General features: G+C 59.8%; 21 protein-coding genes and 1 pseudogene. 7 read left to right on the top strand and 15 right to left on the bottom strand.

The features are described from left to right. Window positions 1-42 precede the first annotated feature (42 nt). Window positions 43-474: a VOC family protein gene (locus AC13RE_RS18875; protein WP_488564059.1), complete on the top strand. Its 432-nt coding sequence runs from the start codon at window positions 43-45 to the stop codon at window positions 472-474. 80 nt (window positions 475-554) lie between these two features. Here the strand turns inward: AC13RE_RS18875 and AC13RE_RS18880 are convergent, their stop codons facing one another. From AC13RE_RS18880 to AC13RE_RS18900, 5 genes are all read right to left on the bottom strand, one after another. Then, the gene (locus AC13RE_RS18880; RefSeq protein WP_488564060.1) at window positions 555-1385 is read right to left on the bottom strand and encodes an alpha/beta hydrolase; all 831 of its coding nucleotides are present in this window, start codon (window positions 1383-1385) and stop codon (window positions 555-557) included. A gap of 34 nt (window positions 1386-1419) precedes the next feature. Further along, window positions 1420-2667 carry a kynureninase gene (kynU, locus tag AC13RE_RS18885; RefSeq protein ID WP_488564061.1) on the bottom strand — a complete coding sequence of 416 codons (1248 nt, stop codon included), beginning with the start codon at window positions 2665-2667 and terminating at the stop codon, window positions 1420-1422. Window positions 2668-2686: 19 nt separating this feature from the next. Further along, window positions 2687-3610 (bottom strand): ABC transporter permease, encoded by a 924-nt coding sequence (locus AC13RE_RS18890; RefSeq protein ID WP_132719563.1) that lies wholly within the window; start codon window positions 3608-3610, stop codon window positions 2687-2689. A gap of 7 nt (window positions 3611-3617) precedes the next feature. After that, window positions 3618-4397, bottom strand: coding sequence for an ABC transporter ATP-binding protein (locus AC13RE_RS18895; protein WP_488564062.1), 780 nt, complete (start codon window positions 4395-4397; stop codon window positions 3618-3620). 191 nt (window positions 4398-4588) lie between these two features. Next, the gene (locus AC13RE_RS18900) at window positions 4589-5575 is read right to left on the bottom strand and encodes an ABC transporter substrate-binding protein (protein ID WP_112335734.1); all 987 of its coding nucleotides are present in this window, start codon (window positions 5573-5575) and stop codon (window positions 4589-4591) included. Between the two features lie 183 nt (window positions 5576-5758). Between AC13RE_RS18900 and AC13RE_RS18905 the strand changes: the two genes are divergently transcribed. Together AC13RE_RS18905 and AC13RE_RS18910 are read left to right on the top strand one after the other, a co-directional pair. Continuing rightward, on the top strand, window positions 5759-6475 hold the full coding sequence (locus AC13RE_RS18905) for a GntR family transcriptional regulator (RefSeq protein ID WP_488564063.1): 717 nt from the start codon (window positions 5759-5761) through the stop codon (window positions 6473-6475). 433 nt (window positions 6476-6908) lie between these two features. After that, window positions 6909-8984, top strand: coding sequence for an acyltransferase family protein (locus AC13RE_RS18910; RefSeq protein WP_488564064.1), 2076 nt, complete (start codon window positions 6909-6911; stop codon window positions 8982-8984). On the opposite strand, the gene AC13RE_RS18915 is transcribed toward AC13RE_RS18910, so the two are convergent. The 7 genes from AC13RE_RS18915 to AC13RE_RS18945 form a co-directional block, all read right to left on the bottom strand. Then, a complete protein-coding gene (locus AC13RE_RS18915; protein ID WP_488564065.1) occupies window positions 8978-9217 on the bottom strand; it encodes a hypothetical protein in 240 nt (79 codons plus the stop codon). The two genes, AC13RE_RS18910 and AC13RE_RS18915, sit on opposite strands and share 7 nt — an antisense overlap. Window positions 9218-9291: 74 nt before the next feature. Beyond that, window positions 9292-9891, bottom strand: coding sequence for a cation efflux transmembrane domain-containing protein (locus tag AC13RE_RS18920; RefSeq protein ID WP_488564066.1), 600 nt, complete (start codon window positions 9889-9891; stop codon window positions 9292-9294). Beyond that, window positions 9891-10466: a Chromate resistance protein ChrB gene (locus AC13RE_RS18925; protein WP_488483855.1), complete on the bottom strand. Its 576-nt coding sequence runs from the start codon at window positions 10464-10466 to the stop codon at window positions 9891-9893. The genes AC13RE_RS18920 and AC13RE_RS18925 overlap by 1 nt, the downstream gene beginning before the upstream one ends. Before the next feature lie 130 nt (window positions 10467-10596). Then, entirely contained in the window at window positions 10597-12384 is a 1788-nt protein-coding gene (locus AC13RE_RS18930) for an ABC transporter ATP-binding protein (RefSeq protein WP_488564067.1), read from the bottom strand. Then, entirely contained in the window at window positions 12378-13415 is a 1038-nt protein-coding gene (locus tag AC13RE_RS18935; RefSeq protein ID WP_488564068.1) for a glycosyltransferase family 2 protein, read from the bottom strand. The genes AC13RE_RS18930 and AC13RE_RS18935 overlap by 7 nt, the downstream gene beginning before the upstream one ends. A 1-nt stretch (window position 13416) precedes the next feature. Continuing rightward, window positions 13417-14520 (bottom strand): glycosyltransferase family 2 protein, encoded by a 1104-nt coding sequence (locus AC13RE_RS18940; RefSeq protein WP_488564069.1) that lies wholly within the window; start codon window positions 14518-14520, stop codon window positions 13417-13419. 15 nt (window positions 14521-14535) lie between these two features. Then, the gene (locus AC13RE_RS18945; RefSeq protein ID WP_488564070.1) at window positions 14536-15729 is read right to left on the bottom strand and encodes an acyltransferase family protein; all 1194 of its coding nucleotides are present in this window, start codon (window positions 15727-15729) and stop codon (window positions 14536-14538) included. Between AC13RE_RS18945 and AC13RE_RS18950 the strand changes: the two genes are divergently transcribed. Further along, entirely contained in the window at window positions 15706-16185 is a 480-nt protein-coding gene (locus tag AC13RE_RS18950) for a hypothetical protein (protein WP_488564071.1), read from the top strand. The genes AC13RE_RS18945 and AC13RE_RS18950 overlap by 24 nt on opposite strands. Before the next feature lie 208 nt (window positions 16186-16393). Here the strand turns inward: AC13RE_RS18950 and AC13RE_RS18955 are convergent. After that, a pseudogene (locus AC13RE_RS18955) lies at window positions 16394-16732 on the bottom strand (substrate-binding domain-containing protein); the annotation flags it as partial. 183 nt (window positions 16733-16915) lie between these two features. On the opposite strand from AC13RE_RS18955, the gene AC13RE_RS18960 reads away from it, so the two are divergent. The 3 genes from AC13RE_RS18960 (at window position 16916) to AC13RE_RS18970 (ending at window position 19797) form a co-directional block, all read left to right on the top strand. Further along, a complete protein-coding gene (locus AC13RE_RS18960) occupies window positions 16916-17203 on the top strand; it encodes a hypothetical protein (protein WP_488483850.1) in 288 nt (95 codons plus the stop codon). Between the two features lie 382 nt (window positions 17204-17585). Continuing rightward, window positions 17586-18416 carry a tryptophan 2,3-dioxygenase gene (gene kynA, locus AC13RE_RS18965; protein WP_132719497.1) on the top strand — a complete coding sequence of 277 codons (831 nt, stop codon included), beginning with the start codon at window positions 17586-17588 and terminating at the stop codon, window positions 18414-18416. A 517-nt stretch (window positions 18417-18933) separates the two neighbouring features. Next, window positions 18934-19797 (top strand): alpha/beta fold hydrolase, encoded by an 864-nt coding sequence (locus AC13RE_RS18970; RefSeq protein WP_488564072.1) that lies wholly within the window; start codon window positions 18934-18936, stop codon window positions 19795-19797. Between the two features lie 15 nt (window positions 19798-19812). Here the strand turns inward: AC13RE_RS18970 and AC13RE_RS18975 are convergent, their stop codons facing one another. Continuing rightward, complete coding sequence (locus AC13RE_RS18975; RefSeq protein ID WP_488483847.1) at window positions 19813-20736, bottom strand: response regulator; 924 nt, start codon at window positions 20734-20736, stop codon at window positions 19813-19815. Beyond that, window positions 20729-24118 (bottom strand): hybrid sensor histidine kinase/response regulator, encoded by a 3390-nt coding sequence (locus AC13RE_RS18980; protein WP_488564073.1) that lies wholly within the window; start codon window positions 24116-24118, stop codon window positions 20729-20731. The genes AC13RE_RS18975 and AC13RE_RS18980 overlap by 8 nt, the downstream gene beginning before the upstream one ends. Window positions 24119-24148 lie beyond the last annotated feature (30 nt).

The following is a 24148-nucleotide window of genomic DNA, read 5'->3' on the forward strand; positions in this document are numbered from 1 at the left end:
CGAAAGGGCATGACACCTAGAACCGTTCCCAAGGAGACGAACATGACCGATGCAGCAGATCAGACGCAGTCCCAGCAGCCGCGCGTGCCGGTTCGCGGCGGCGTCGTAGCCTATCTGACCGTCGACGGCGCTGTGAAGGCCGCCGAATTCTACAAGCGCGCTTTCGGTGCCGAACAGGCCTTCATGTATCCGGTCGATGAAAAGGGCCGGACCATGCACATCCATCTCTATATCAACGGCAGTTCGGTCATGCTCGGCGACGCTTTTCCGGAATATGGCCATGCGCTGGAAAAGCCGCAGTCCTTCACGATGCAGCTCGTCGTCGATGACCTCGATTTCTGGTGGCAGCGTGCCGTCGATGCGGGAGCCGAAGTGGTCGTCGAGCCGCAGGTGATGTTCTGGGGTGATCGTTGGGGCCAAGTTCGCGACCCATTCGGCGTCGCCTGGGCAATGAATGCGCCTGTCAATAACTGACATTATCTTAATCGCGGCTAACGGAATGCCCTCGGTGCGGATGGCGCCGAGGGCACCTCTCTTGTCCGACTGCGAAAACGTTATTCGGCTAGCAAGGCCCGCGTCAGCGGATGTTCAGCCTCGATGAGGCCGTCCAGAATTGAATAGTGATGCTTGTCGGGCTCCACCACCACCTCAGTGGCAGCGCCAAGTCCTGTCCAGATATTGGCAAGCAGCGCATTCTGGCGCACGAATTCGGCGCGTTCGGCGCCGCCGACCCAGCAGGTGAGGCGGACGGTTTCGACCGGCTCGAGCAGAGCAGGGCTCTCAGTCCTTGCCTCGGCGGCATCGATGCGAAGCTGCTCGTTCATGCTGCGCTTCATGATCGGCCGCAGGTCATGAAGGCCGGAAATGGCAAGCACATGCCGAATGCGTTTGCAGATTGTCTCACCGAGCGGCGATGTCGTCGTCATCATGCGGGCGACGAGCTGACCGCCGGCGGAATGGCCAGTCAAAACGATAGGGCCGCCGACGAGCTCGGCTGCTTTCGTGATCGCGGCGGCAATCTCCTTGCCGATCCCGGCGATGCGATTTTCCGGGCAAAGCGTGTAGGACGGGATCGCGACCGCGTATCCTCTAGCAATCGAGCCGGCGGCCAGGTGCGACCAATAGCTTTTGTCCAGTTGCAGCCAATAACCGCCATGGACGAAAACCACCAATCCCTGCGGCTCGCCTTCGGGCAGAAAGAGATCGAAGCGATTGCGCTCCGCGGGGCCATAGACCAGATCGAGTTTTGCGCGTCCCGCAGTTGTCAGCCTGTCACGGAAGGATTTTGCCGGCTCGACCCAGGCTGCCGGCCATTGGTCGCCGTCGACGATATAGGCGCCATTGGTATAGGCGACGTCCCAATTGGTGACCCTGAAATAGCTCATCTCCGCCTCCTTCTTCCGGCTGCCGATATTCGTATCAGGTTACGGCCGCGCGCACCGCAAAGCGTGCGTCCTTCCATGATCCGCTGCTCAGGATTTCCTCAAGCACCGTCACGGCGCGCCAGACGTCGTGATATGAGACATAGAGCGGCGTGAAGCCGAAGCGCAATGTCGACGGGGCGCGGAAGTCGCCGATAACGCCACGCTCGATCAGCGCCTGCATGACTTCATAGGCGTTGCTATGGATGAAGGACACCTGACTGCCGCGCTTCTCGCTGTCGCGCGTCGTCTCGAGGTCGACACCATATTGGCCGCATTTGGCTTCAACCAGGCGGATGAAGAGATCGGTCAGCGCTATGCTCTTCCGGCGCAAGGCTTCCATGTCCACCTCGTCCCAGATGGAGAGCGCCCCTTTCAGAGCCCGAAGCGACAGGATTGGCTGGGTGCCGCAAAGGAAACGCTTGATACCGGCATCGCCATCGAAGCTCTGTTCGAAGGCAAAGGGGCGGGCGTGGCTCCACCAGCCGCTGAGCGGCTGAATGATCGATGCGTGATGACGCTTCGCCGCATAGATGAAGGCCGGCGCCCCCGGGCCGCCGTTCAGATATTTGTAAGTGCAGCCGACAGCAAAATCGGCATCCGCACCGTCGAGATCGACCGGCAAAGCGCCGGCGCTATGGCACAGATCCCAGATGACGAGCGCACCCGCCGCCTGGATGCGCTTCGTCAGCGCCGCCATGTCGCGCAACTCGCCGCTCTTGTAGTTGACGTGATTGACGAGGACGACGGCGACGTTCTCATCAATCAATTCCTCGATGGTGCTAGCATCACGGCCTTCAAGGCGGAGCGTGATGCCGGGGCGCGTCGAAAGGACGCCTTCGGCCATGTAGATATCGGTGGGGAAACTGTCGCCCTCTGCCACGATCACGTTGCGGCCCGGTCGCATTGCGAGCGCCGCATGAAGCGTCTTATAGATGTTGATCGAGGTGGAGTCGGTGACCACGGTCTGGCCTTCGGCGGCGCCGATCAGCCGGCCGACGCGGTCGCCGAGCTCCAGCGGCAGATGAAACCATCCGGCGCTGTTCCAGCTGCGGATCAGGCCGTTGCCCCATTCTTCCATGGCGGCCTGGCGCACTTCGGCAAAGACTTCGTGCGAGGCAGCACCGAGCGAATTGCCGTCGAGATAGATGACGCCGGCGGGCAGGGCGAAGCGGCTGCGGAAGACGCGCAGCGGGTCGGCCTCGTCCATGGCCTCGACGGCGGCGAGATCGGGAAGGCTATCCATAATGTCGTTGCCTCGTAATCTATTCGCGAATGGTTTCTCGGGTGGCGGCTCCGCCGCGGCTGCGGCGGATGCTCGGCAGCGCCAGCATGATCAGCACGAACAGGCCGGTGGCGAGCTTCAGGTTCGGCGGCGGCATACCGGCGGCAAGGCACAGCGACACCAGCTGATAGTAGATGATGGAGCCGACGAAGGGCGCCAGTAGCTGACGCAACACGGTCTGCTTGCCGGTAAAGGCTTCGCCGATCATGAGCGCGGCAAGGCCATTGATCAGGATGCCGATACCCATGTTGACATCGGCAAAGCCCTGCGACTGCACCATCAATGCGCCGCTTGCGGCTGAAAAGGCGCTGGCGATGCCGACGCCGCCGATGGTGGCCGCCCAGACATTGATGCCCTGCGCCTCGGCCATGTCGGGATTGGAGCCGACGGCACGCATGGCCGTGCCCTTTTCCGTCTTGAAATAGAGATTGAGGGCGATCAACACGATGACGGCCAGCAGGCCGGCGATGACGATCTTGCTCGCGGGAAAGCCCGGCGTCGTGAAGGGTACCCAGTCGAACACAGTCGGCGAGCCGAAGACGGAGAGGTTCGATTTGCCCATGATGGCGAGATTGACGCTATAGAGCATCGTGGACATCAGAATGCCGGCGAGCAGCGTATGGATGCGGAAGCGCAGGTGAATGAAGGCCGTGCAGCAGCCGGCCGCAAGGCCGACGACGAAGGCGACGGCGATCGCCAGCGGCGGTGCGACGCCCGCGGCAAGCAGGATGCCGCAGACGCAGCCGCCGAGCGGAAACGCGCCTTCACTGGTCAGATCCGGAAAGCTCAGCATCCGGAAGGGGATCATGATGCCGAGGACGACGAAGCTCAGGATGAAGCTCTGGGCCAGCGTCACCGGGATGAGCGAGACGAAGCTCGAAACGGTTGTCTGAATGAAGTCCATCATGATCTCAGCTCACCAGCAGCATTCGGTCGGTCTTGACGGCGAAGTGGCCGATCAGCTCGGGTACCGTGATGCGCCGCTTGCCTTCGCCGGTAATTTCGAGATGGACGCGGCCGGCGTCGAGCATGATGATGCTGTCGCCGAAATCGACGGCGTGCTGCATATTGTGCGTCACCATCAATGTCGTCAGCTTGAGCGCCTCGACCGTACGTACCGTTGCCTGCATGACGATATCGGCGGTGCGCGGATCGAGCGCGGCTGTGTGTTCATCGAGAAGCAGCACGTCGGGCGAGCCACCGACCGCCATGATGAGGGACAGCGATTGGCGCTGGCCGCCCGAAAGCAGCTCGACCTTGGTATCCAGCCGGTTTTCGAGGCCGAGGCCGAGCACGGCCAGGCGCTCCTTGTAGGCGGCGAGGCGGGTGGCGTTCAGGCCGGGACGAAATCCTCTGCTCTTGCCGCGCAGTTCCGCGAGAAGCATGTTCTCGCCGACCGTCATGCTGGCGGCGGTGCCCTTCATCGGGTCCTGGAACACGCGGGCAAGCCGCGCGGCGCGCTTGTGGACCGGCATGCCGGTGACGTCGTTGCCGTTGATGAGGATCTGACCGGAATCGAGGCTGAGCGCGCCCGAAATCGCATTCAACATGCTGCTCTTACCGGCGCCGTTCGAGCCGATCACGACGCCGAATTCGCCTGTTTTAAGGGAGAGCGTCAGGCCATTGAGCGCGACCTTCTCGTCGGGCTGGCCTTTATAGAAAACCTTGCGCGCGGATTTGATGTCGAGCATCCGTGCCTCCCCTGCAGTATAGGGTTATGAAATGGCGGCATCCCTGACGCCGCCATGGATCGGATTGATCCTACAGCGCCGCGCGTCACATGTGACGCGCAAAGGTCGCTGTAGCACTTTAAATCTGCTGCATAATTCTGTCCTTAAATCGATGTCGATTTAAGGAATTATGCAGTAGAGGATGCCGCCTATTACTTCGTGAAGCAATTGCAATCGGCAAGCGAAGCCGGCACCTCGGCACCGAATGCCTTCAACACGGTCTTGTTGATCAGCGGCGCGTGGTCCTTATAGGCAGGAACGGAGGGCTTGATCGTCTTCGGATCGGCACCCTTGAGGATTTGCGCGGCGATCTTGCCGGCATTTTCGCCAACCTGCTCGTAGTTGACGGCAAAGCTTGCCGGAACGACGCCGTTGCGAACAGCCGCGTCGTCGGAGTTGACAATCGGGATCTGAGCCTGACGGGCGGCGGCGGCAACGGCGGGGATTGCCGGCTGCAACAGGTTGGAAGCGGGCGTGTAGATGACATCCGCCTTGCCCGCGAGCGATGCGATGCGCTGCTGGATGTCGTTGACGTTATCTACGCCGACGGGAACCACTTCGAAGCCGGCTGCAGGAGCGGCCGCCTTGACCTTGTCGAGCAGCGCCACGTCGTTGGCTTCGCCCGGATTGTAGGGAATGCCGATACGCTTGGCGTTCGGAAGCAGCTTCTTGGTAAAGGTTAGGATCGCGGAGATGTCCTGCAGATCGCTTGAGCCGGTGATGCCGACGTCGCCTGCGTCCCAGGACGGCACGAGCTTGGCTGCGACGGGATCAGTGACGGCAGTAAAGACGATCGGAATGCCGGAGCCGGCGAGCGCCTTCTTGGCGATCTGCGACACGGGCGTGGTGACCGTGTATATCAGCTTCGGATGTTCGGATTGCAGCTTGGCGATCATCTGCGGAACGAGCGAGGCGTCGAAGCTCGTATTGCTCTCGGAGTAGACGACATCCTTGCCTTCGACGAAGCCGTTGTCGGCGAGCGCCTTCTTGAAGCCGGCGATCGAAGCATTGAGCTGCGGATGTTCGCCGAAATTGGCGATTGCGATCTTGATCGGTTCGGCCGATGCCGTTGCGACACTAGCGACGAACGCGCCGGCAACGACGAGGCCGGAGAGCCATTTAGATGTAGATCTCAGCATATTTTCCTCCCGGATAGACAAGGAGCCGTGTTCCATCGGCTCTCTTGACGCGGGATCATAGCGACTGCCGCAAGACTGTCAATTTCCGATATATGATATTCACGATAGGGAGGTTTTATATATAATTTCGGCAGCAAATGATTTTATATATAATCTGAGCCTGACGGGACTGGGACGAGGATCATGCGAGACACGGATGCCCTGAGCAAGACGGAGGCGGCTTACTGGCTGCTGCGGCGCGACATCCTCAATACCCGGCTAAGGCCGGGTGCATCGCTGAGATTGAGCATGCTTCGGGACACCTACGGCGTGGGCTGGACGCCGCTGCGCGAGGCGCTGTCGCGGCTGGAAGCTGAAAAGCTGGTTACCGCTGTCAGCAATCGCGGCTTTGCGGTCGCCCCAGTATCACGTGCCGAACTGGAGGATCTGACGCGGGCACGTATGATCGTGGAACTGCCGCTTTTCATGGAATCGATCGAGAAAGGCGGGCCGGATTGGGAATCGGCTGTTGTGACGGCGCATTACCGCCTGTCACGTTGCAAGATCGTGCTCGGCTCTACCTCCGATGAAGTGGCGGACGAATGGGACGAGAAGCACAATGCCTTTCATGCCGCACTTGTCAGTGCCGCGACATCGAACTGGCTTCAGCGCTTCCGGTCCACCATCGCGGATCAGCTTCGCCGCCACCATCGTTTTCTCGGTCTGGCACCGACGCAGCGCGCGGCCGCCGGCCTCTCCATCGGCTACGAAGAAGCTGCCGCCGCCCTGCAGGACGCCATGGCGATCGAGCATCACACGGCCCTGATGGACGCCGCCCTCGACCGCGATATAGAACGTGCACGCGCTCTGATGACCGAGCATATCGGCTATACGCTGCAGGTTTATATCCGCTCGGAATAGCTGCGGGATCATCCGTTAGTGTTCGCCAATCCTGCGATGAAGTGATAGAGGCGATTATCTTGTCAGGATTCGTCTGGAAGATCCTGAGCGATGATTGTCTGCTGCCTTGAGTTCGTTTGCGAACTCAAGAGCGGCGGCAGTTGATCAAGAGCCTCCGGCCGCGGAGGTCCTCGCCATTTGAGGCAGCCAAGCGCCCTTACGCGGCATCACGGCGTCTCGACGCGTTTGGAGCACGGCCTACTTGGGAGAGACAGCCGACGAGGCTCTGTGATAAGGATGTGAACGCCTTTTTGGAAGTGACCTTGAACCTTTTCGTGAGGGAAGGCAGGGACCTAAGCCGCGGCGTTCAGCCCGTCGTCAGTTCATCGGCCTATTAGCCGCAAATATCGGACGTCCCGGCGGCATGGGCTATGATTGAGCTGGAGTTGAGAATTTGAATCTTGCAATTGCGCGCCCCGCGCACGCGGTCCCGATGGGCGCTCCGGCGCAAGGTGCGGGACTTGCCTATCGCCGGGATATCGATGGTTTGCGTGCCGTGGCGATCATTCCCGTCGTCCTTTACCACGCCGGTATTCCGGGTTTTAGCGGCGGCTTCGTCGGTGTCGACGTATTTTTCGTCATCTCCGGCTTCCTGATGGCCTCGCTGATTTCGGGCGAAATCGCTCGCGGTGAATTCAGTCTCATCCGCTTTTACGAGCGGCGCGTCCGCCGGATTTTTCCGGCATTGTTTGCAGTTCTAATCGCTGCATTCGCTGCGTCCTGGTTCCTGCTGATGCCGGCCGAGTTCGCTTATTTCGCGCGCAGTCTGAAGGCCGCGGCCCTGTTCACCTCGAATATCCAGTTCGAGAAGGAGAGCGGCTATTTCGACATTGGCGCCCAGATGAAGCCGCTGTTGCACACCTGGTCGCTCGCTGTCGAAGAGCAGTTCTACATTCTGTTTCCGCTTCTGTTATTGATCATCGACCGATTTGCGCGCCGGCACGCGATCTTCCTGCTGGCGTGCCTTTTGGCCGTCTCGTTCGCAGCAAGCACATGGATGCTGTTTCGATCGCAGGCAGACGCGTTCTATCTGCTGCAGTTTCGCGCTTGGGAGCTCCTGCTCGGCGCGTTGTTCGCCTTCAGGACCTTCCCTGTGCCGCGCCAGCCGATCGTGCGGACAGGGCTGGCGTTCAGCGGGCTTCTTTTGATCGCTGCGGCGATCTTCGGTTTCAGCGATCAAACTTTGTTCCCCGGTCCGGCAGCCTTGCTGCCTTGCCTGGGTGCCGGGCTGATCATTCATGCCCGCGATGAGATTGGCCCGGCCAGCCGAATTCTTCGATCGAAGGCAATGGTGGGTGTGGGGCTAATCTCCTACTCCCTTTATCTGTGGCACTGGCCGATCATCGTCTTCAGCCGCGAGCTATCTGGAAAAGAGCTATCTCTGCCTCAGGGCGCCCTGATCGTCTTGGTCTCATTTGTCTTCGCCGTCCTCTCATGGCGCTTCGTCGAACAGCCGTTTCGCGGTCATTCCGCTCGTGTGACGCGTTGGCCATTATTTGCCGGCGCTGCGGCGCTCATGGTCGCAGCAGTCGGCTTAGGCGACTATATCGCCCACCAGTCTGGACTCCCGGGTCGCCTGCCCGCCGATGTGCAAAAGGTCTATGCCGCCACGTACGATGAAAGCCGGTTCGGCGTGCCACCCTGCTTCGCCGAATCCGCCGAGACAGGACCGTCGGTGACAGACATCCGCGCTGGCAAGCTCTGTCCGCTCGGCGCCGAAAGTTCGGGCAAGCCATCTTTTGTCGTATGGGGAGATTCCCATTCCGGTGCGATGGCGCCGGCCATCGATGCTGCGGCGAGGCAGGCTGGCATGCAGGGGCTCTTTGCCGGCCATTCGTCCTGCCCGCCCCTGCCGGGCGTTAAACTGACGCCGCGCGGCGATACCGAACGCTGTGGCGCCTTTAACGGCGCCGTGCGGGATCTCATCACATCGCAGCATATTCCCCTGGTCTTCCTCGTCGCCTACTGGCCCAAATATGCTCATGACGCCGAAATGCCGAACGAGGGACCGTACTTCGATGCGTCGGTGCCCCCGCCGCTGGAGGACCGATCCACCTCGATTGTCCAGACGTTTGATACTCTGCTGGCGGATTTGACCAAAGAGGGTACCAAGGTCGTGCTTGTTTCGGATGTTCCCGAAATGGGCCACTACATGCCGGAGGCGATCACAAAGGCAATGATGCGGGGCACGTCGACGGATGTCGCTCCGCCATTTGATTACATCGAAAAGCGGCAGGCGCTCTCGCATACGATCTTGAGCCGTCTCGCGGCAAAATATGGGGTCACGATCGTCGATCCTCTTCCGTCTATCTGCAGCAATGGCCGCTGTGATGCGGTCCGAAATGGACTACCGCTGTACAAGGACGCAGACCATCTCACAGCAACCTTCGCAACGACGCTCAGCCCGCTCTACCTACCGGTGCTTTCCGACGTCCGCAACTCACTGGCTGCCGGCAAGACAATTCACTGATCGTTATCGTCATCCACTGTGGTCCAAACCGTGCGGACCAGCAGGACGATAAAATAGAACGAAACGAAGAGGATGAATGCCGCAATCCCATAATGGACATTCTCCATCAGCTTGGGATGATGCTTTTCCACCACCTCGCCAAGGTTATAGGCAACGATCACCAGAACGGTGAGCCCCGCCGATAGCAGAAAGGGCCAGCTCTTTTTGAAGAGTGTTGCAAGGCTGCGTAGCATCGGAACGTCCCTGGATGATATGCGCCGGATTTTTGAAGCATCTGTCTTCATGGGTTCATCGATCCTGCGCTGTCTCACGGCTGGGCCGTTCGGTGCTCGTCGCGGGCGGCAGTCCACACCTCGCGGGCGGCATCCGCGTTCATCGCAGCGATCGCAAGCCCGACGAGCAGATCGGGCCAAGCGGAACGCCAGAGGAAGGCTGTCACCAGGCCAGCGGCAATGATGGCGATGTTCGCAAGAGCATCATTGCGCGCTGACAGGAACGCCGCGCGCGTCAGGCTGCCGCTATGGTGACGATAGCGGGCGAGCATCAGCGCGCAGGAAAGATTGACGACGAGCGCGCCGAGGCCCGTCAATGTCAGCGGCAGTGGATCGGGTGCGACGGGGGTCATAAACTTCTGCCAGGCAGTCCAAATGGTGGCGAGACCAGGCACCAGCAATATGCCGGCAAGCGCCATGCCGACGCGCGCACGATTGCGAGCACTCCAGCCGAGCGCGACGGCAATCAGTAGATTGATGGAAGCGTCCTCTAAGAAGTCGACGCTATCAGCAAACAGCGAGACCGAGCCGATCGACAGCGCCACCGCAAACTCGACCCCAAAATAGCCGAGGTTCAGGAGAGCCACCTGCCTTACAACCCGCTTCAGACCTTCGCCCATCAACACCGTCATCATCACTCCTTGTCGTCCGCTGGCTTGGAGGTGTTGCTCCGGGTTTCCTCATGGGCCTCGAACACCTGCTTTGCGAAGCTGTCGAGTAGAGTCTCGCAGGCTTTTAGCCGCTCTTGCGCTGCGGCTGCGAGAGGGGCGCCGTAGAAGTCGAGCTTGGTGATTTTCTCGAGCCAATCCTGCAGCTTCTTCAGGTCGGCGTCGTTTTCCTCAAGCTCGGCATAGGAAAACTTGCTGGCCGCCGTTTCCTTGGCGATCTCCTTTTCGAAGTCACTGCAGCGTTCCAGAAACTCGTGATAGTGCTCATCACGATCCGCTTTGAAGCGGGCGGTCACTTTCTCCTGCTGGCTGGCATCGGCCGCGGCAGTTTCCAGGATGACGGCCTCGCCGCCCATCTCCACGATATCGTTTTCGAGCATCTTGAAGCGGCGGAGATGTTCGTCCGCCTTCGGCAGCAGGCAGACGCCGTTCTGGATATAGACGGCGCCCATGCCTTTAATCTTGCGCCAAAGGGCCACCCGCTTTGTCGCGGGATCCGATGGAACCTTGTAGGTCAGCAACAGCCATGATGAGTCACTCATGGTTTTGCCGTAATGTAACGATCGTTGCATGTCAATCGCTACAGCTATAGACGCGTGCGTGAATGCCGATGCTGAACGACCCGCTTCGCCGTCAGCCCAGCCGCGCCAATGGCCATTGCCTCACCAGGCGTCACGATTTGCCGAGCACTTCGTCCTCATAAAGCTGGTCCATGCTGAGGGACGCAACTTCGGCAAATGCCGTCTGGTTGCGGACACGGCCGCCGCTGAGGATGACAACGTCGTCGCAGAAGGAGATCGTGCTGCGATGATGGCTGATTACGATCGTCGTGCGGCGACCGGCTCGCAATTTCAGCGTCTCGACAATGGCAGCTTCCGACAAGCCATCCATGGCGTTGGTGGCTTCGTCCAGAATGAGAATATCGGGATCGCGAACAAGTGCCCTAGCGAGAGCTATTCGCTGGCGCTGTCCGGCCGAAAGGCTCGCGCCCCTGTAGCCGACGAGTGTTGCGTATCCGTCAGGCAGTTTTTCGATGAATTCATGCGCTTCGGCAAGTCTGGCAGCCTCTTCCGCCTCGGCGCGCGAGGTATGCTGCCCATAGGCGATGTTTTCAAAAATGGTGCCGTCAACCAGTTCCAGGTCCTGGCTGGCAAGCGCGAGCCGGTTTCGCCATTGCGTGGGATCGATACGGCTGAGCGGCAATCCATCGATCAGGATCTCGCCTTCGTCAGGTTCGACAAAACGGCAAAGGAGGTTCACGATCGTCGTCTTTCCCGCTCCCGATCGGCCGATCAGGGCAGTGGAGCGACCATGGTCAATTTCGAAGCTGGTGGATCGTAGCACCACCGGACGCGCGGCGGAGCCAGGATATCGAAAGCTCACCTTGTCGAATTTTATCTCCCGGTTCAGTCGGGGAGCTGGCAGATCTCCCGCCGGCGGGGGCGGCTTGCCGGAGGCATCCAGCAGCCAGCGGACTTCCTCCAGCGAACCGCTCCAGCCTTGCACCTGGCTCCATGCCTGCTGCAGAGCGCGCACATGCGGCTGCAGCCTGTAGAGCAAGACGACGAAGGCGACGATGATGGGAAAACTGACGTCAAACGACCAGGCGCTGACGACGACCGCGAGGAAAAGTGCGGAATGCAGCACCTCCGTCAGCGGCGGCAGCGCGCCTTGGCGAGTCTGCAGAATAAAGCCCGCCTTTCTCACCGCATTCGATGCGCCGTCGAACACGGCCTTTTCGCGCTCCTCCTGACCGAAAATCCGGATCAGCCGTCCGGCATGAACGAGATGCAGCATTCTGCCGGCAAGTTCATTGTTGGAAGACGTGACCGTGCGGCTCGGCATCTTCAGGCCGGCGGAGAGGCCGGCATGCGCGGCCTGGACGAGGACGAGGCCGAGCGCGACGCAAAGCGTCATCTGCCAGGACAACAGCAGCAGAAAGGCAAGAAGAATAACGGTCGCCGACGCATTGACCATCGCCCCAAGCACCGTCTGTATGGCATCCGATGCCCGCCAGGATTCGTTGGAAATGATGTTGAGCAGCCGGCCTGGGCTTTCCTGCAGGAAGAAAGGATATCCGATCTTCAGGAGCCGATCGGCAAGCGCACTGCGGATCGCGTGGCCGGCCTTGCCGTGTATGAAGTTGGTCAGCGCCGTATTGGCGAAGGCGAGGATGTTCTTGAGCGTGATCAGCACCAGGATGCAGGCGGCAATCACCATCATCCGCTGTCGCTCGTCCAGACCGGATCCGACTTGCTGGAAGAGAGCGGAAAACCCGCTCAGCCCCGTCGAAGCCTTTTCGCCTCCGATGATGCCGAGCATCGGAATGATGAGGCCGATGCCGGTGCCTTCGAGTACGGCACTGATCAAGCCGAGAATGACGACGACAGGCATGAGCCGGATCTGCCGGCCAAGCGCCTGCCGCAGGAGCTGCAAACCCGGCAGGAGGAGTTTCAGCATGGCGGATCTCTCCTCAATGAGCGGGTTGTCTGCTTGATCCGGTTCAGTTCCGGCCGAGGGCGGCTCGTTATGGCACATCGCGCGAATTCGAGTGCGCCCAGCACATTCATGAATATGATTGGCCAATGAGACAAGGAGACTTCCGGATCGAAGCGCGGCCCGCCCCACAATTCCTTCCAAGCCGAGCGGAAAGTCCAGCAGAAATGACGCAGCAGCCACGGCGCGCCAGACAGATGCTTCAGACAGAGCGCGCCATTTCCAAGACTGTAGCTGCGATGAAGCCGTTCGATCGCCTCACGTTGGTTGCGGCCGTGATAATGCAGCACGTTCATGTCGGGAACATATTCGATCGGAATGCCAAGCTGAAAGGCGCGGACGAAGTAGTCGGTATCCTCGGCCGATTGCAGAACGCTGCCGGCACCGAAGCGCTCGTCGAAGCGGCCGATGCGCCGGGCGACTTCGCGGTGCATCGTCATGTTGCAGCCGAGGATGAAGCCGCCCGGATGGACAGCCGGCGTAAAGCGGGCCGGCTCCGGCGATCGCTTGATCGTAAACGGCAGATCGAGCGCATTGCCGAGTTCAACACGGCCGCCTCGGATGACTAGGCGTTCTCCGCCTGCGTAATGCCGCTCAAGATCCCGCAGATAGTGCAAGTCCACTTCGCAATCGTCATCGATGAAGATCAGGATGCGTCCGCGAGACCTCTCCATCCCTGCATTGCGGGCGGCCGCCAGGCCGCGGCGGCGCTCCGTCACCGGTATGATCGCCATGCTGGAGGAGGAGGCGATGCGGGCGAGCCGCTCGGCGGTATCGTCGGTCGAGCCGTTGTCGACCACCACCAGCTCGCTTGCCATCGAGGCATGCGCGCGACTGGCTGCCTCGATCGATCGGATGCAGGCCTCAAGCGCCTGGGCGCGATTGCGGGTGCAGACGATGAAGCTCGCCGTCGGCGCTCGGCCGATGGACGGGCGAGGAGGCCTTGTGGCGAGCTGCGCCTGCTCTTGCGGGATGTCAGAATCCGCGCCAGCCATATCAGGCAAGCCCTTGTTGCGGCAGCACGCTTCCTGCCGGCACCGATTGCCGATATCTTGCCAGGGCGTCGAGGCGCAGGCTCGCATCGCTCCAAAGGCGGCTGCACCAGGGCGCATAGGTGGCGACGCGAAGCCCATACCGTTCGCGACGCCGTATCGTGTGCCATTTACCTGTCTGTGTCAGGAACTGATGCGTCAATGCGGGCTGCTTCTCGTCCGCGATCAGCTGATAGAGGAAATAGAAGAAGCACATCAGCCCTTCTTCATAGCTTGCGGAGGCCTGCAGGCCGCGTGTGGCGATCCTTTCTTCGATGGAGAGGAGACAGTCGGCGGCCCGGGCAACCGTGTCCTGCGTCACCGCCATACCGATATCGTGCAGGGCATGGGGATCATCGATCAACGATACCCGTTGGAGATTTTCCGCCGCGATCTTCAGATGCGTGAAGCGCATCGGCCGCTTATGTTTGTTGGTGACGCTCTCGTCGTGGACGCGATAGGCAACGAGGCTTTCGTCGATCATCGCGGCGGGGAATTCTCGGGTGATCCGCCGGAACAGATCGAAATCCTCCGCGTGCACATAGCTTGCATCGTAGGTCAGCATGTCAGCCGGAATGACCCTGCGGTTATACATCACGGTCGAATGCATGAAGACGGTGTAAAACATCGATAAAACATGCCAGTCGGCCGACTGATGGATCGGATTGGGCGTGCCGCGTACAACGCGATTGCCGATGAGCCGGTCGATGCCGGTGCCGCTGATCGCAAGCTCGGGCCGCTCACGAAACAGGGTAATCTGGCGTGAAAAGCGTGTGGGATAGGCGATGTCGTCGGCATCCATCCGGGCGATGAAATCGCCTTTCGCCATGGTCATGCCCTCATTGAGCGTCGCAATGAGGCCGCGGTTTTCACGCGAGACGATGCGTAGGCGATCGTCCGCTGCCTGATACCGTCGCAGGATATTCAGCGACCGGTCGGTGGAGCCATCGTCGATGGCAATGACGTCGAGGTGTTTGTGATCCTGTCGCAGGATGCTCTCGATCGCCGCGGCGAGATAAGGTTCGCCGTTATAGACGGGCAGCAGGACGGAAACCAGTGGGACGGTCATTCTTCAGCTCCCGCGCTATTGCAGATCAGAGGCTTGAACGGCTTCGCCGGGATCATGAGTATCGCGGCGAGAGAGCGTTGTTTCGTATATTTTCGCACCACGCCGCGGTTCCCATGGCTCGCCAGCTGCAGCCACCGGCAAGTTGTTGCGGGCGACATAGGGAAAGTGACGCTTGAAGCCGTTCAGCGGCTTTTCAAAAAGGCGCCATGAGATGGCAGCCACCGCTAGCGTCACGGCACTTCCGATGATCAGACGGCCGAAACCCTGTTGCGAGACGTTGACAGGAATCCAGACTTGAGCCTTGACGATCAGAGAAAGGATGATCGGATGGAAGAGGTAGATGCCGTAGCTGATCCGTCCGGTTGCTGCCATCGGCGCGGATTCGAGCAGCTGGCCAAAACCGGATCGAAAGCCCAAGGAAGCGGTCCCAACCACCATGACAAGCGGCACGAGCGGAAAGACCTCCGAACCAATCCAGATGAACCAGTCGAGTACTGGAGCTATCGGATCAGGTCTCAGCCATAGTGCCACGCTGGCAGCGGCCATCAACGGCATCCAGCTCAGCCGCATCCATTGCGGCCAGGCCTGTGTCCTTTCGCGATAGACGGCGAGCAGAGCGCCGCATGCGAGCGCATCCATAGAGGCCGAGGGGAGCAGGTCGCGCACCAGCGAGGGCGTTCCCGTCAGCGGCCAGTAGAGGCGATAGGCGAGCGAGCAGGCAATGACGGCAAGACAGATGCCCCCGATCATCCGGCGCGGCGCCAGCAGGATTGCCAGCGGCCAGACGATATAGAACTGTTCCTCGATGCTGAGGCTCCAGGTATGGCACAGAACCCAAGGCGTCCATTCGCCGCGCAGGGCGTACCAGTAGTTTGCCAGGTAGAGCGCATGCCATTTCAGACTGCCAGTGCCGCGAACGCCTTCGAGATTGACGAGCCACACCAGCGCCAGAACTGCGAAATAGGGTGGAAATATGCGCAGCGCCCGGCGGATATAGAATGCCTTCAGGGCGGTGGCCGGCTGGTAGCGGGCATCGGCCCGTGCCTCCAACAACAGGCGCGTAATCAGGAAGCCGCTCAGTACGAAGAAGAGACGAACGCCGAGATGACCCCAGATGGAACCGTCGGCCGCGAAAAAATGTGCGTAGAGCACCATGGCAACGGCAATGGTTCTTAGGCCATCCAGTTGGCGATCGCGCATATTCGACATAGACACCCCCGGCTTTTCAGCCTTTTTCGAACCCTCTCGTTACAGCGCCAGCACCCCGATATTCCGCTGCTGCTTTTCTTTATGATGGCCTTCTCGCACCATCAACTTGCCAAGCGACCTATCGAGGCTTCCGGATCGATTCCGGCCAAACTTGGGCAGTTCGAGGCTGATAAGGCAGTGATCGATCACGTGTTTGAAACAATCGGCCATGTTTCTCGAAATATTGAACTATGGCCGCTTCGAGGGATGCAAAATTTTCGTCATTCATCAGGTAAGGCCGGCCTGGATCGCGGAGAGCCGGTCAGGGGCCGTAAACGTAATCTTGGGCGGGACTTCGGTTGGTCAACCCTATGCTTACACTATGCAATTAGCGAAAGATTCCAGAGCCTTCAGACATCCATGCACTGCGGTATTGCGTACATTTTTCGCTTTTTCTTCATTTTTTTCTATTTATGATAGAAGAATTTATTTATGCGCCTTATGCGATTTTTCGATCGCACGAACGTTTGTTGCATTGCCGGATCATGAAAATGCACGGAACTGATGATGGCTGCCCGCGCTGGACGGCTGCGCGTTCTTGCGGAAAGGCGGGCGGGGTATGTCCGACAGCCATGCGAGTTAATCCTTGCTGCTTCATGGGCGTTGGTTCTAACCCTATCAACTGTTAGAGAACGATGGATCGCGTCGACTTCCTGGGGATGAGTGTCGGGGCCGACACCCGAATGCGATCATCCGGTGGTATAGCCTCGCCTCCCAACAAATCGAGCGCATTTTCAGCAATCTGCTCGAAGGGCACCCGCAAGGTGGTCAGCGACGTGGAAAGATGGCCGACGATCGGAATATCGTTGTAGCCGACCAGCGAGACGTCGCCCCGTACCGAGAGACCCATACGCATCAGACCCGATAATGCACCGATGGCTGTGTTGTCGTTTACCGCAAATATTGCTGTCGGCGCCTGCGGCAGATGCATGATTTTCTCGGCGGCTTCCGCTCCGGATTCAATTTTGCTGCTCGGCGCACTTGTCACCGCCGTATTCGCCGTGAAAACCAAAGGCCGGACGCTCGAAGAACTCTCTCCGTAATCCAGCCGCATTACCTGTTCCTTCTGATGAACGCGGGAGCTGCAGGCATTCATGCTCCGTTCAGCCGTCTGGCTTCAGGATGATGGCACGGATGGAGGTTCGCTATGAAAATCTTTAACAATCTGCTTGCTGCATTTCTGGCTGTCGGCCTGTTGATCGGTGCGGGTGCTGCGTCGGCGGCACCGATGACGAACATGACGAAGCCAGAGGTCCAGTCATCTGTTCAAACGGTCCGTTATCATCATGGTCGCCACTGGCACGGGCCGCGACATCACCGGCATCACCACTGGAAATCGCACCGCAGCTATCGGAGCCATTACTGGCGCGGCCATCATTATGGTTGGTACAAGCATCGTCACCACCACCGCCATCACCGCTACTATCGCTGGTGATCGCAGCTCGACGGAGTGGTAGTCTCATGACCAAACCGTCGCGCAACCTAAAGCCGAGCACCGGCGATATCGCCTGAACCGGCTCTGGAAGGCACTGCAGTTCGAAGGCATGACGGCGTCTGCGACAGCAGGCGCCCTTGTCGCATGGATTTGCAAAGTCTGATGGCTGGTTGCCGGGCGGGTACGAGCCCGAGTTCGGATTGCGGGCATGGGTAACCTCAAACACCTCGCAAAACCTGCCCGGTGTTCGCCGCACATGTGCTAGAAGCAACGTCGCGCCTGCCGATTCACGAACAAAATTGTACAATGGCACCGGCAACGACGCTTCGCTTCATATCGGGAGATCCTCCCGAATTTCATGTCCGGGAGGAGGAATGCCAGAATGACCTATGATCCCTCGAAAGATGGCGCCGAGATGGATTTCCGGCAGCGCATGTCTTACGGCGACTATTTGCAGATCGATCGGATTCTGACGGCACAGCTCCCGCTCTCAACTGCGCATGATGAAATGCTCTTCATCATCCAGCATCAGACGTCCGAATTGTGGATGAAACTTGCGCTATATGAGATCCAGGCGGCGAGGAGGATGATCGCGGCCGATCAAACGCAGGAAGCGTTGAAAATGCTATCCCGTGTGGCTCGGATTTTCGAGCAGCTGAATTCCGCATGGGATGTCTTGAGGACCATGACGCCATCGGAATATACGCGCTTCCGCGACGATCTCGGCCAGTCTTCCGGCTTCCAGTCATGGCAATACCGGCTGATCGAATATGCGGCCGGAAACCGGAATCTCGCAATGTTGAAGCCGCACGAACATCGGCCTGATATTCTGGAGATGCTGGAAGCCGAACTTGCGCGTCCCTCGCTCTATGATGAAGTGTTGCGCCGGCTGGCGCGCACCGGCCTGCCCGTGCCGCAGGAGGTGCTGAAGCGGGACTTACGTCAGGCATGGCAATTCGACGAGGGTGTCATGGCCGTTTGGGTGACGGTCTATCGTGACCCTTCGCGATACTGGGAAGCCTATGAAGTTGGCGAGAAGCTGGTCGACTTCGAAGACTATTTCCGGCGCTGGCGCTTCAACCATGTTACCACGGTCGAGCGCGTGATCGGTTTCAAGCGCGGCACAGGCGGAACAGCCGGGACCTCGTATCTGAAGCGGATGCTGGAGGTGGAGCTTTTCCCGGAATTGTGGCGCGTACGCACTGAACTTTAGCGTGGCTGGAAGCCTGTCCGGCGGTGTCGAAGCGTGCAGCTTCACGTCGCGCATGATTGTCGTTTATGCACGCGGTCTGCGACCATCGCCCAATTTTCAAAAGGTAAGCAGGTCGATCGGTGTTCCGCTGTCGCAGGAGTCATGTGCCATTCCCATGGAGCAACAACACGATTTCCATACTCATCTCGCTTGGGAACAATTTCGATGCGCTATGGTTTGACAGCCCGAGGGGAGAGTAACGCCGGCCTCTCCGGCTCACAGCTTGCTGGTGAGCTACCTCCTGAGGCCCGTCACGAACTTGGCGAGGCCGCTCCCTTGCCGAGCTGAGTTCGTGACGTGTCTACTTCCATTGGCAATTCAAAGTAGAATTAATTGTGCGAGCCTCGCTTTGATATGAAAGGTCGCCGTTCGACCGAATCGGGGTTTTCCGCGGAAAATTGGCGTGACGGGTAAAGTTGGAACAATCCAATGCCGCAAACGTAAGGAGCAAGGAGCGAATATTCGAGGGAGGCGGGATTTGTTCAGCGGAATGACACTGGATTATATCGACGTCGGTCCCGGCCTTTTACGCGTTCGCCACGGCGGCAACGGGCCGCCATTGCTGTTGCTGCACGGCCATCCGCGAACGCATATGACTTGGGGCCATGTCGCAGACCTCTTATCTCCTCACTTCACGATTGTTTGCCCTGACCTCAGGGGATTTGGGAAGTCTTTCCAGCCCGTTGACAGCCAGGATAGCCGTTATTCTTCGAAACGGGCGAAGGCGCTGGACTGTGTAGCGCTGATGCAGGCTTTAGGGCATCGGACTTTTGCCGTGGCGGGTCATGACCGCGGCAGCTACGTGGCATTCCGCCTTGCCCTCGATCATCCCGAGATCGTCACCAAGGTCGCCGTAATCGACAGCATTCCGATCATCGAGCATCTCGAACGGATGGATTGGCGCTTTGCGCGGGACTGGTACCATTGGTTCTTCTTCGCGCAGCCGGAAAAGCCCGAGCAGGCCATCAATACCGACCCTCGGGCCTGGTACAGCCGCATTCACCCTGATTTCATGGAGAAAGAGGCCTATGACGATCTGCTGACGGCGATCCACGATCCCGCGGTCGTCCATGGGATGATTGAGGATTATCGGGCAGGATTGACCGTTGATCGGGAAGATGAACTGCAGGACCGCCTTGCCGGTAAACTGATCGTATGCCCGTTGCTCTGTCTTTGGTCGACGAAAGACGATCTGGAATACTTCTTCGGCGATCCGAGGGAAATCTGGCGCTTATGGGCGGTGAATGTCACCGGCCACGGTATCGAAAGCGGTCACCATGTCGCGGAAGAAAATCCGGTCGATCTTGCAAACTCGCTCCAGCGTTTTTTGAGCGAGGAATGAAAAACTGGCCGCGCCTTAAGCTTCATGCAGGACGTGGGCGGCCCTCACAGCTGCCGATGCCCGGTTCTCGACACCGAGTTTCACATAGATCTGCTCCAGATGCTTATTCACGGTGCGGGCGGAAAGGCCGAGGATTTCGCCGATATCGCGGTTGGATTTGCCCTTGGCGAGCCACAGCAATACTTCGGATTCGCGCTGCGTCAGCGCAAAATGCCGGCGCAGGGCTTCGTCGTCGGCACGCTGGCTGGTGGCCGTCAGGCGAAAGAGGTATTCGTCGGCGCCGATGGCACCGAGAAAGGTGAATTGCAGCGCCGCCTGGCCGCCATTGTTCATCGAAAGAAGATTGTCGCGAGCAGGGCCGAGCCGCTCGCGTTCCAGCATGAAGGCGGCGATATGTTTCGAGGCGAGCTCAAGGCCGTCGTCGCTGCCGGTGGCGGCGTTGATCAGGCGGGTTGCCTGGGGCGTCGACCAATGGATGGCGCCATTGCCCTTGACCGCCAGGAGATGGCGGCCCGCGGCATCGAGCGCCACCCTGGCGCTTTGAGCCGAGCGGGCATTGCGCAGATGGACCCGGATGCGGGCGCGCAGTTCGTCGATATTGATCGGCTTGGTGAGATAATCGACGCCGCCGGATTCCAGCGCATGCACCACATGCTCGGTTTCGGTGAGCCCGGTCATGAAGACGACCGGAATCTGGGCGATGCCGGCATTGGCTTTCAGCCGGCGGCAAGTTTCGAAACCATCCATGACAGGCATGACGGCATCGAGCAGGATGAGATCGGGTGTGATGCGCTCGACGATGTTGAGCGCCGCTAAACCCGAGGTGGCGATCAGCACGGAAAAGCCGGATTGCTCGAGCGCGTCGGTCAGAAAACCGAGCGCCTCCGGTGAATCGTCCACCAGCAGGACTATGTCGCGGGGAAGGGCAGGCTCAGCCAATCTGTTCTACCTTTTCAGTGTCGAAGCTGCGCAGCACCTTCAGGAAACCGTCGAGATCGAAAGCCTGGACATGGGCGCGCAAGGCATCGATGAAGGGTTTGTTTTCTTCAAGTTTCGCAAGATCCGCAAGCTTTGCTTCGATTCCCCTGACATAACCGATCTCACCGAGCCGCAGCAATTCGCGGACATGCTCGATCCCAGGGCTTTTCAGGGGCGGTGGCGGCTTCGGCGCGGTCGGGATAGAAGCATCGGCATAGATCCATTTCAGCCCGAGATGCAGCGCGAGCTTGTCGCGAAGCTGACGGATGTCGAGCGGTTTGGAGATGGCGTCGTTATGGCTGTCGTCGCTGTCGGTCGCCGCAGCAGCGTCACCGATATTGGCGGACAGCATCAGGATCGGCGCCGTCTGGCCGTTTTCCCTGAGCCGTGAGACGAGCTGCCACCCGTTCATGCCGGGCATGGAAATATCGACCAGGAACAGATCCGGCTTGATGCCCTCGATCAAGGTCAGGCAGTCCGGCCCGCCGGCGGCGGTGAGCACGATGAAATCGAGTGGCGACAGTATCTCGCGCATCAGTTCGCGATGATCCTCATTGTCGTCGACGACGACGATGGTGCGGCGTGGACCTTCGTAGCCGACCATACGCTGCTCCTGCGCCGGCGGCTTCATTGGCCGGATCACCGCAGATAGCATCAAGCGTACCCTGAAGGTCGAGCCCACGTCTTTCTCGCTTGAGACCGAAATCTCGCCACCGAGCGTATTCGTCAGCAATTGTGTGATGGTGAGACCAAGGCCGAGGCCTGGCATTGGTCTGATGCTGTCGGCTTCGCCGCGCTGGAAGGGTTCGTAGATACGGGTAATGTCCTTTGCCGCAATGCCACGGCCGGTGTCGGAAACGGTAAAGGTCGCGACCTGATTGCGGTAACCCACCTCGAAGCGGACGGTTCCGGCATCGGTGAACTTGATGGCGTTGGAGAGCAGGTTGACGAGGATCTGGCGCAGCCGCTTCTCGTCGGTGCGGACATAGTCGGGCAAGGCGGCGGCGCGCTCGTGGACGAAAGCCAGCCCCTTTGCCTGTGCCTGCGGGTGGAACATGTCGATGATTTGATCGAGAAAATCCTGGATATTGATCTCGTTGGAATAGACCTGCAGGCGGCCCGCCTCGATCTTCGAAATATCGAGCAGCCCGTCGATGAGGCCGGAAAGATGCTCGGCACTGCGGCGGATGACCTTCAGCGAGGATTGTCGGGGTGCCGGAATGGTCTCGTCTCGCTCCAGGATCTGCGCGTAACCGAGGACCGCATTGAGCGGCGTGCGCAATTCGTGGCTGAGGCCCACGACATAGCGGCTCTTGGCGCGGTTTGCCGCCTCTGCCGCCTCCTTGGCACCCTGCAGGGCAGCGTCCGTTTTCTTGTGGGCGGCAATTTCCTTCAAAAGCAGCGTGTTCTGGCGCGAGGATTCCTCTTCGGCGACCACGCGGCTGTCATGGGCAAGCACATAGAACCAGCACGCGACGCCGGCGATGACGGCAAAGACGAAGAAGACGATGAGGATGGTGCGGTCGACCACGGCAGCGGTCTCGGGAGAGGCGGCGCCGACCTGATGCGCGATCATTGCAAGAATAGCGCCCATGGCGGTCAGCGCCAAGACAACGGCAATTCCATAGCGGCCGAGGCGCGTCGCGAGCCTTGCGACGATGCTTTCCGGCAGCAAGGTTTTTGCGACGGTGGCGACCTGCGTGTTGAGCCGAGCCTTCGGCTTGCACATGTCGTGGCAGCGGCTGTCGAGCGAACAGCAGAGCGAGCAGATCGGCGCGGCATAGGCCGGACACCAGGCCATGTCCTCCGGCTCGAACGGGTGCTCGCAGACGGAGCAGGTGATGGTGGTCAGGTTCTTCCAGCTCTGCCGCGGCTTGCGCGCGAGATAATATTTGCCCTTGGTGATCCAGGCGATAGCAGGTGACGCGATGAGCGCGACGATCAGGGTGATATAGGGCGCAAGAGAGGCGGCAATCGAACCGAAGGCGCCGAAATGCGCGATGAGAGCGATGGTTGCCGAAAGCGCCATTGCGCCCAGGCCGACCGGATTGATGTCGTAGAGATGCGCGCGTTTGAACTCGATGCCGGGAGGTGCAAGCCCGAGCGGCTTGTTGATGAAAAGATCGGCTGAGACGGTGCAGAGCCAGGCCATGGCGATGATCGAGAAAATGCCGAGCGTCTCCTCCAGCAGCCGATAGATGCCGAGCTCCATCAATAAGAGCGCGATGGCGACATTGAAGACCAGCCAGATAACGCGGCCTGGATGGCTATGCGTCAGGCGCGAAAAGAAGTTCGACCAGGCGAGCGAGCCGGCATAGGCGTTCATGACGTTGATCTTCAGCTGCGAGATCATCACGAAGGCGGCCATCAACAGCAATGCCGCATTGTGCCATGGGATCATGTAGCCGAAGGCGGTCAGATACATCTGTGCGGGATCGGCAGCACGGTCGGCCGGCACGCCTGACGTCAGAGTCAAGACGACAAGGAAGGAGCCGGCGAGCAGCTTCGGCGCCCCGATGATGACCCATCCGGGTCCGGCGAGGAAGATGGCCAGGCGATGGCGCCATTTGCGGTGACCCTCCGGTGGCAGGAAGCGCAGGAAGTCGGCCTGTTCGCCGATCTGCGACATCAGCGCCAGGATGACGGCGGAAGCGGCGCCGAATTCCACCAGGTCGAAAGGAGCGGCGCTGCCCGGCGCGCTTGCTGGATGATGAATGCCGGCAAAGGCCCGCCAGAGGTCGAATTTTTCCCAATCGGCAAAGGCGATGAAGACGAAGGGCAGGATGTTGAGAACGATCCAGAAGGGTTGCGTCAGCAGCTGAAACCGGCTGATAAGACGGACACCGTGGGTGACGAGCGGGATCACCATGACGGCGCTGATGATGTAGCCGATCCAAACGGGTATGCCGAGCGTCAGCTCCAGTGCTCCGGACATGATCGAGGCTTCGATCGCAAACAGCATGAAGGTGAAGCTGGCATAGATCAGCGAGGTGATGGTCGAGCCGATATAGCCGAAGCTCGCGCCGCGCGTCAGAAGATCGATATCGACGCCATGGCGGATCGCATATCGGCTGATCGGCAGGCCGACTGCGAGCATGGCGAGGCTTGCGACGATGATGGCGTAGAAGGCGTTTGTGGTGCCGTAGGAGAGCGTGATCGTGCCGCCGATCGCCTCCAGCGCCAGGAAGGAAATGGCGCCGATCGCGGTTTGCGAGATGCGTTGCGAAGAAAACTGGCGGGCGCTCTTGGCGGTGAAACGCAAGGCGTAGTCTTCCAGCGTCTGGTTTGCGACCCAGCGATTATATTCGCGTCTTACCGGAATGATGCGTTGCCGCGCAGCCATGCTTACCCTTCAGCAGTCCCGCCATCGTCA

Source organism: Martinezella sp. CNPSo 3959, from assembly GCF_057784355.1.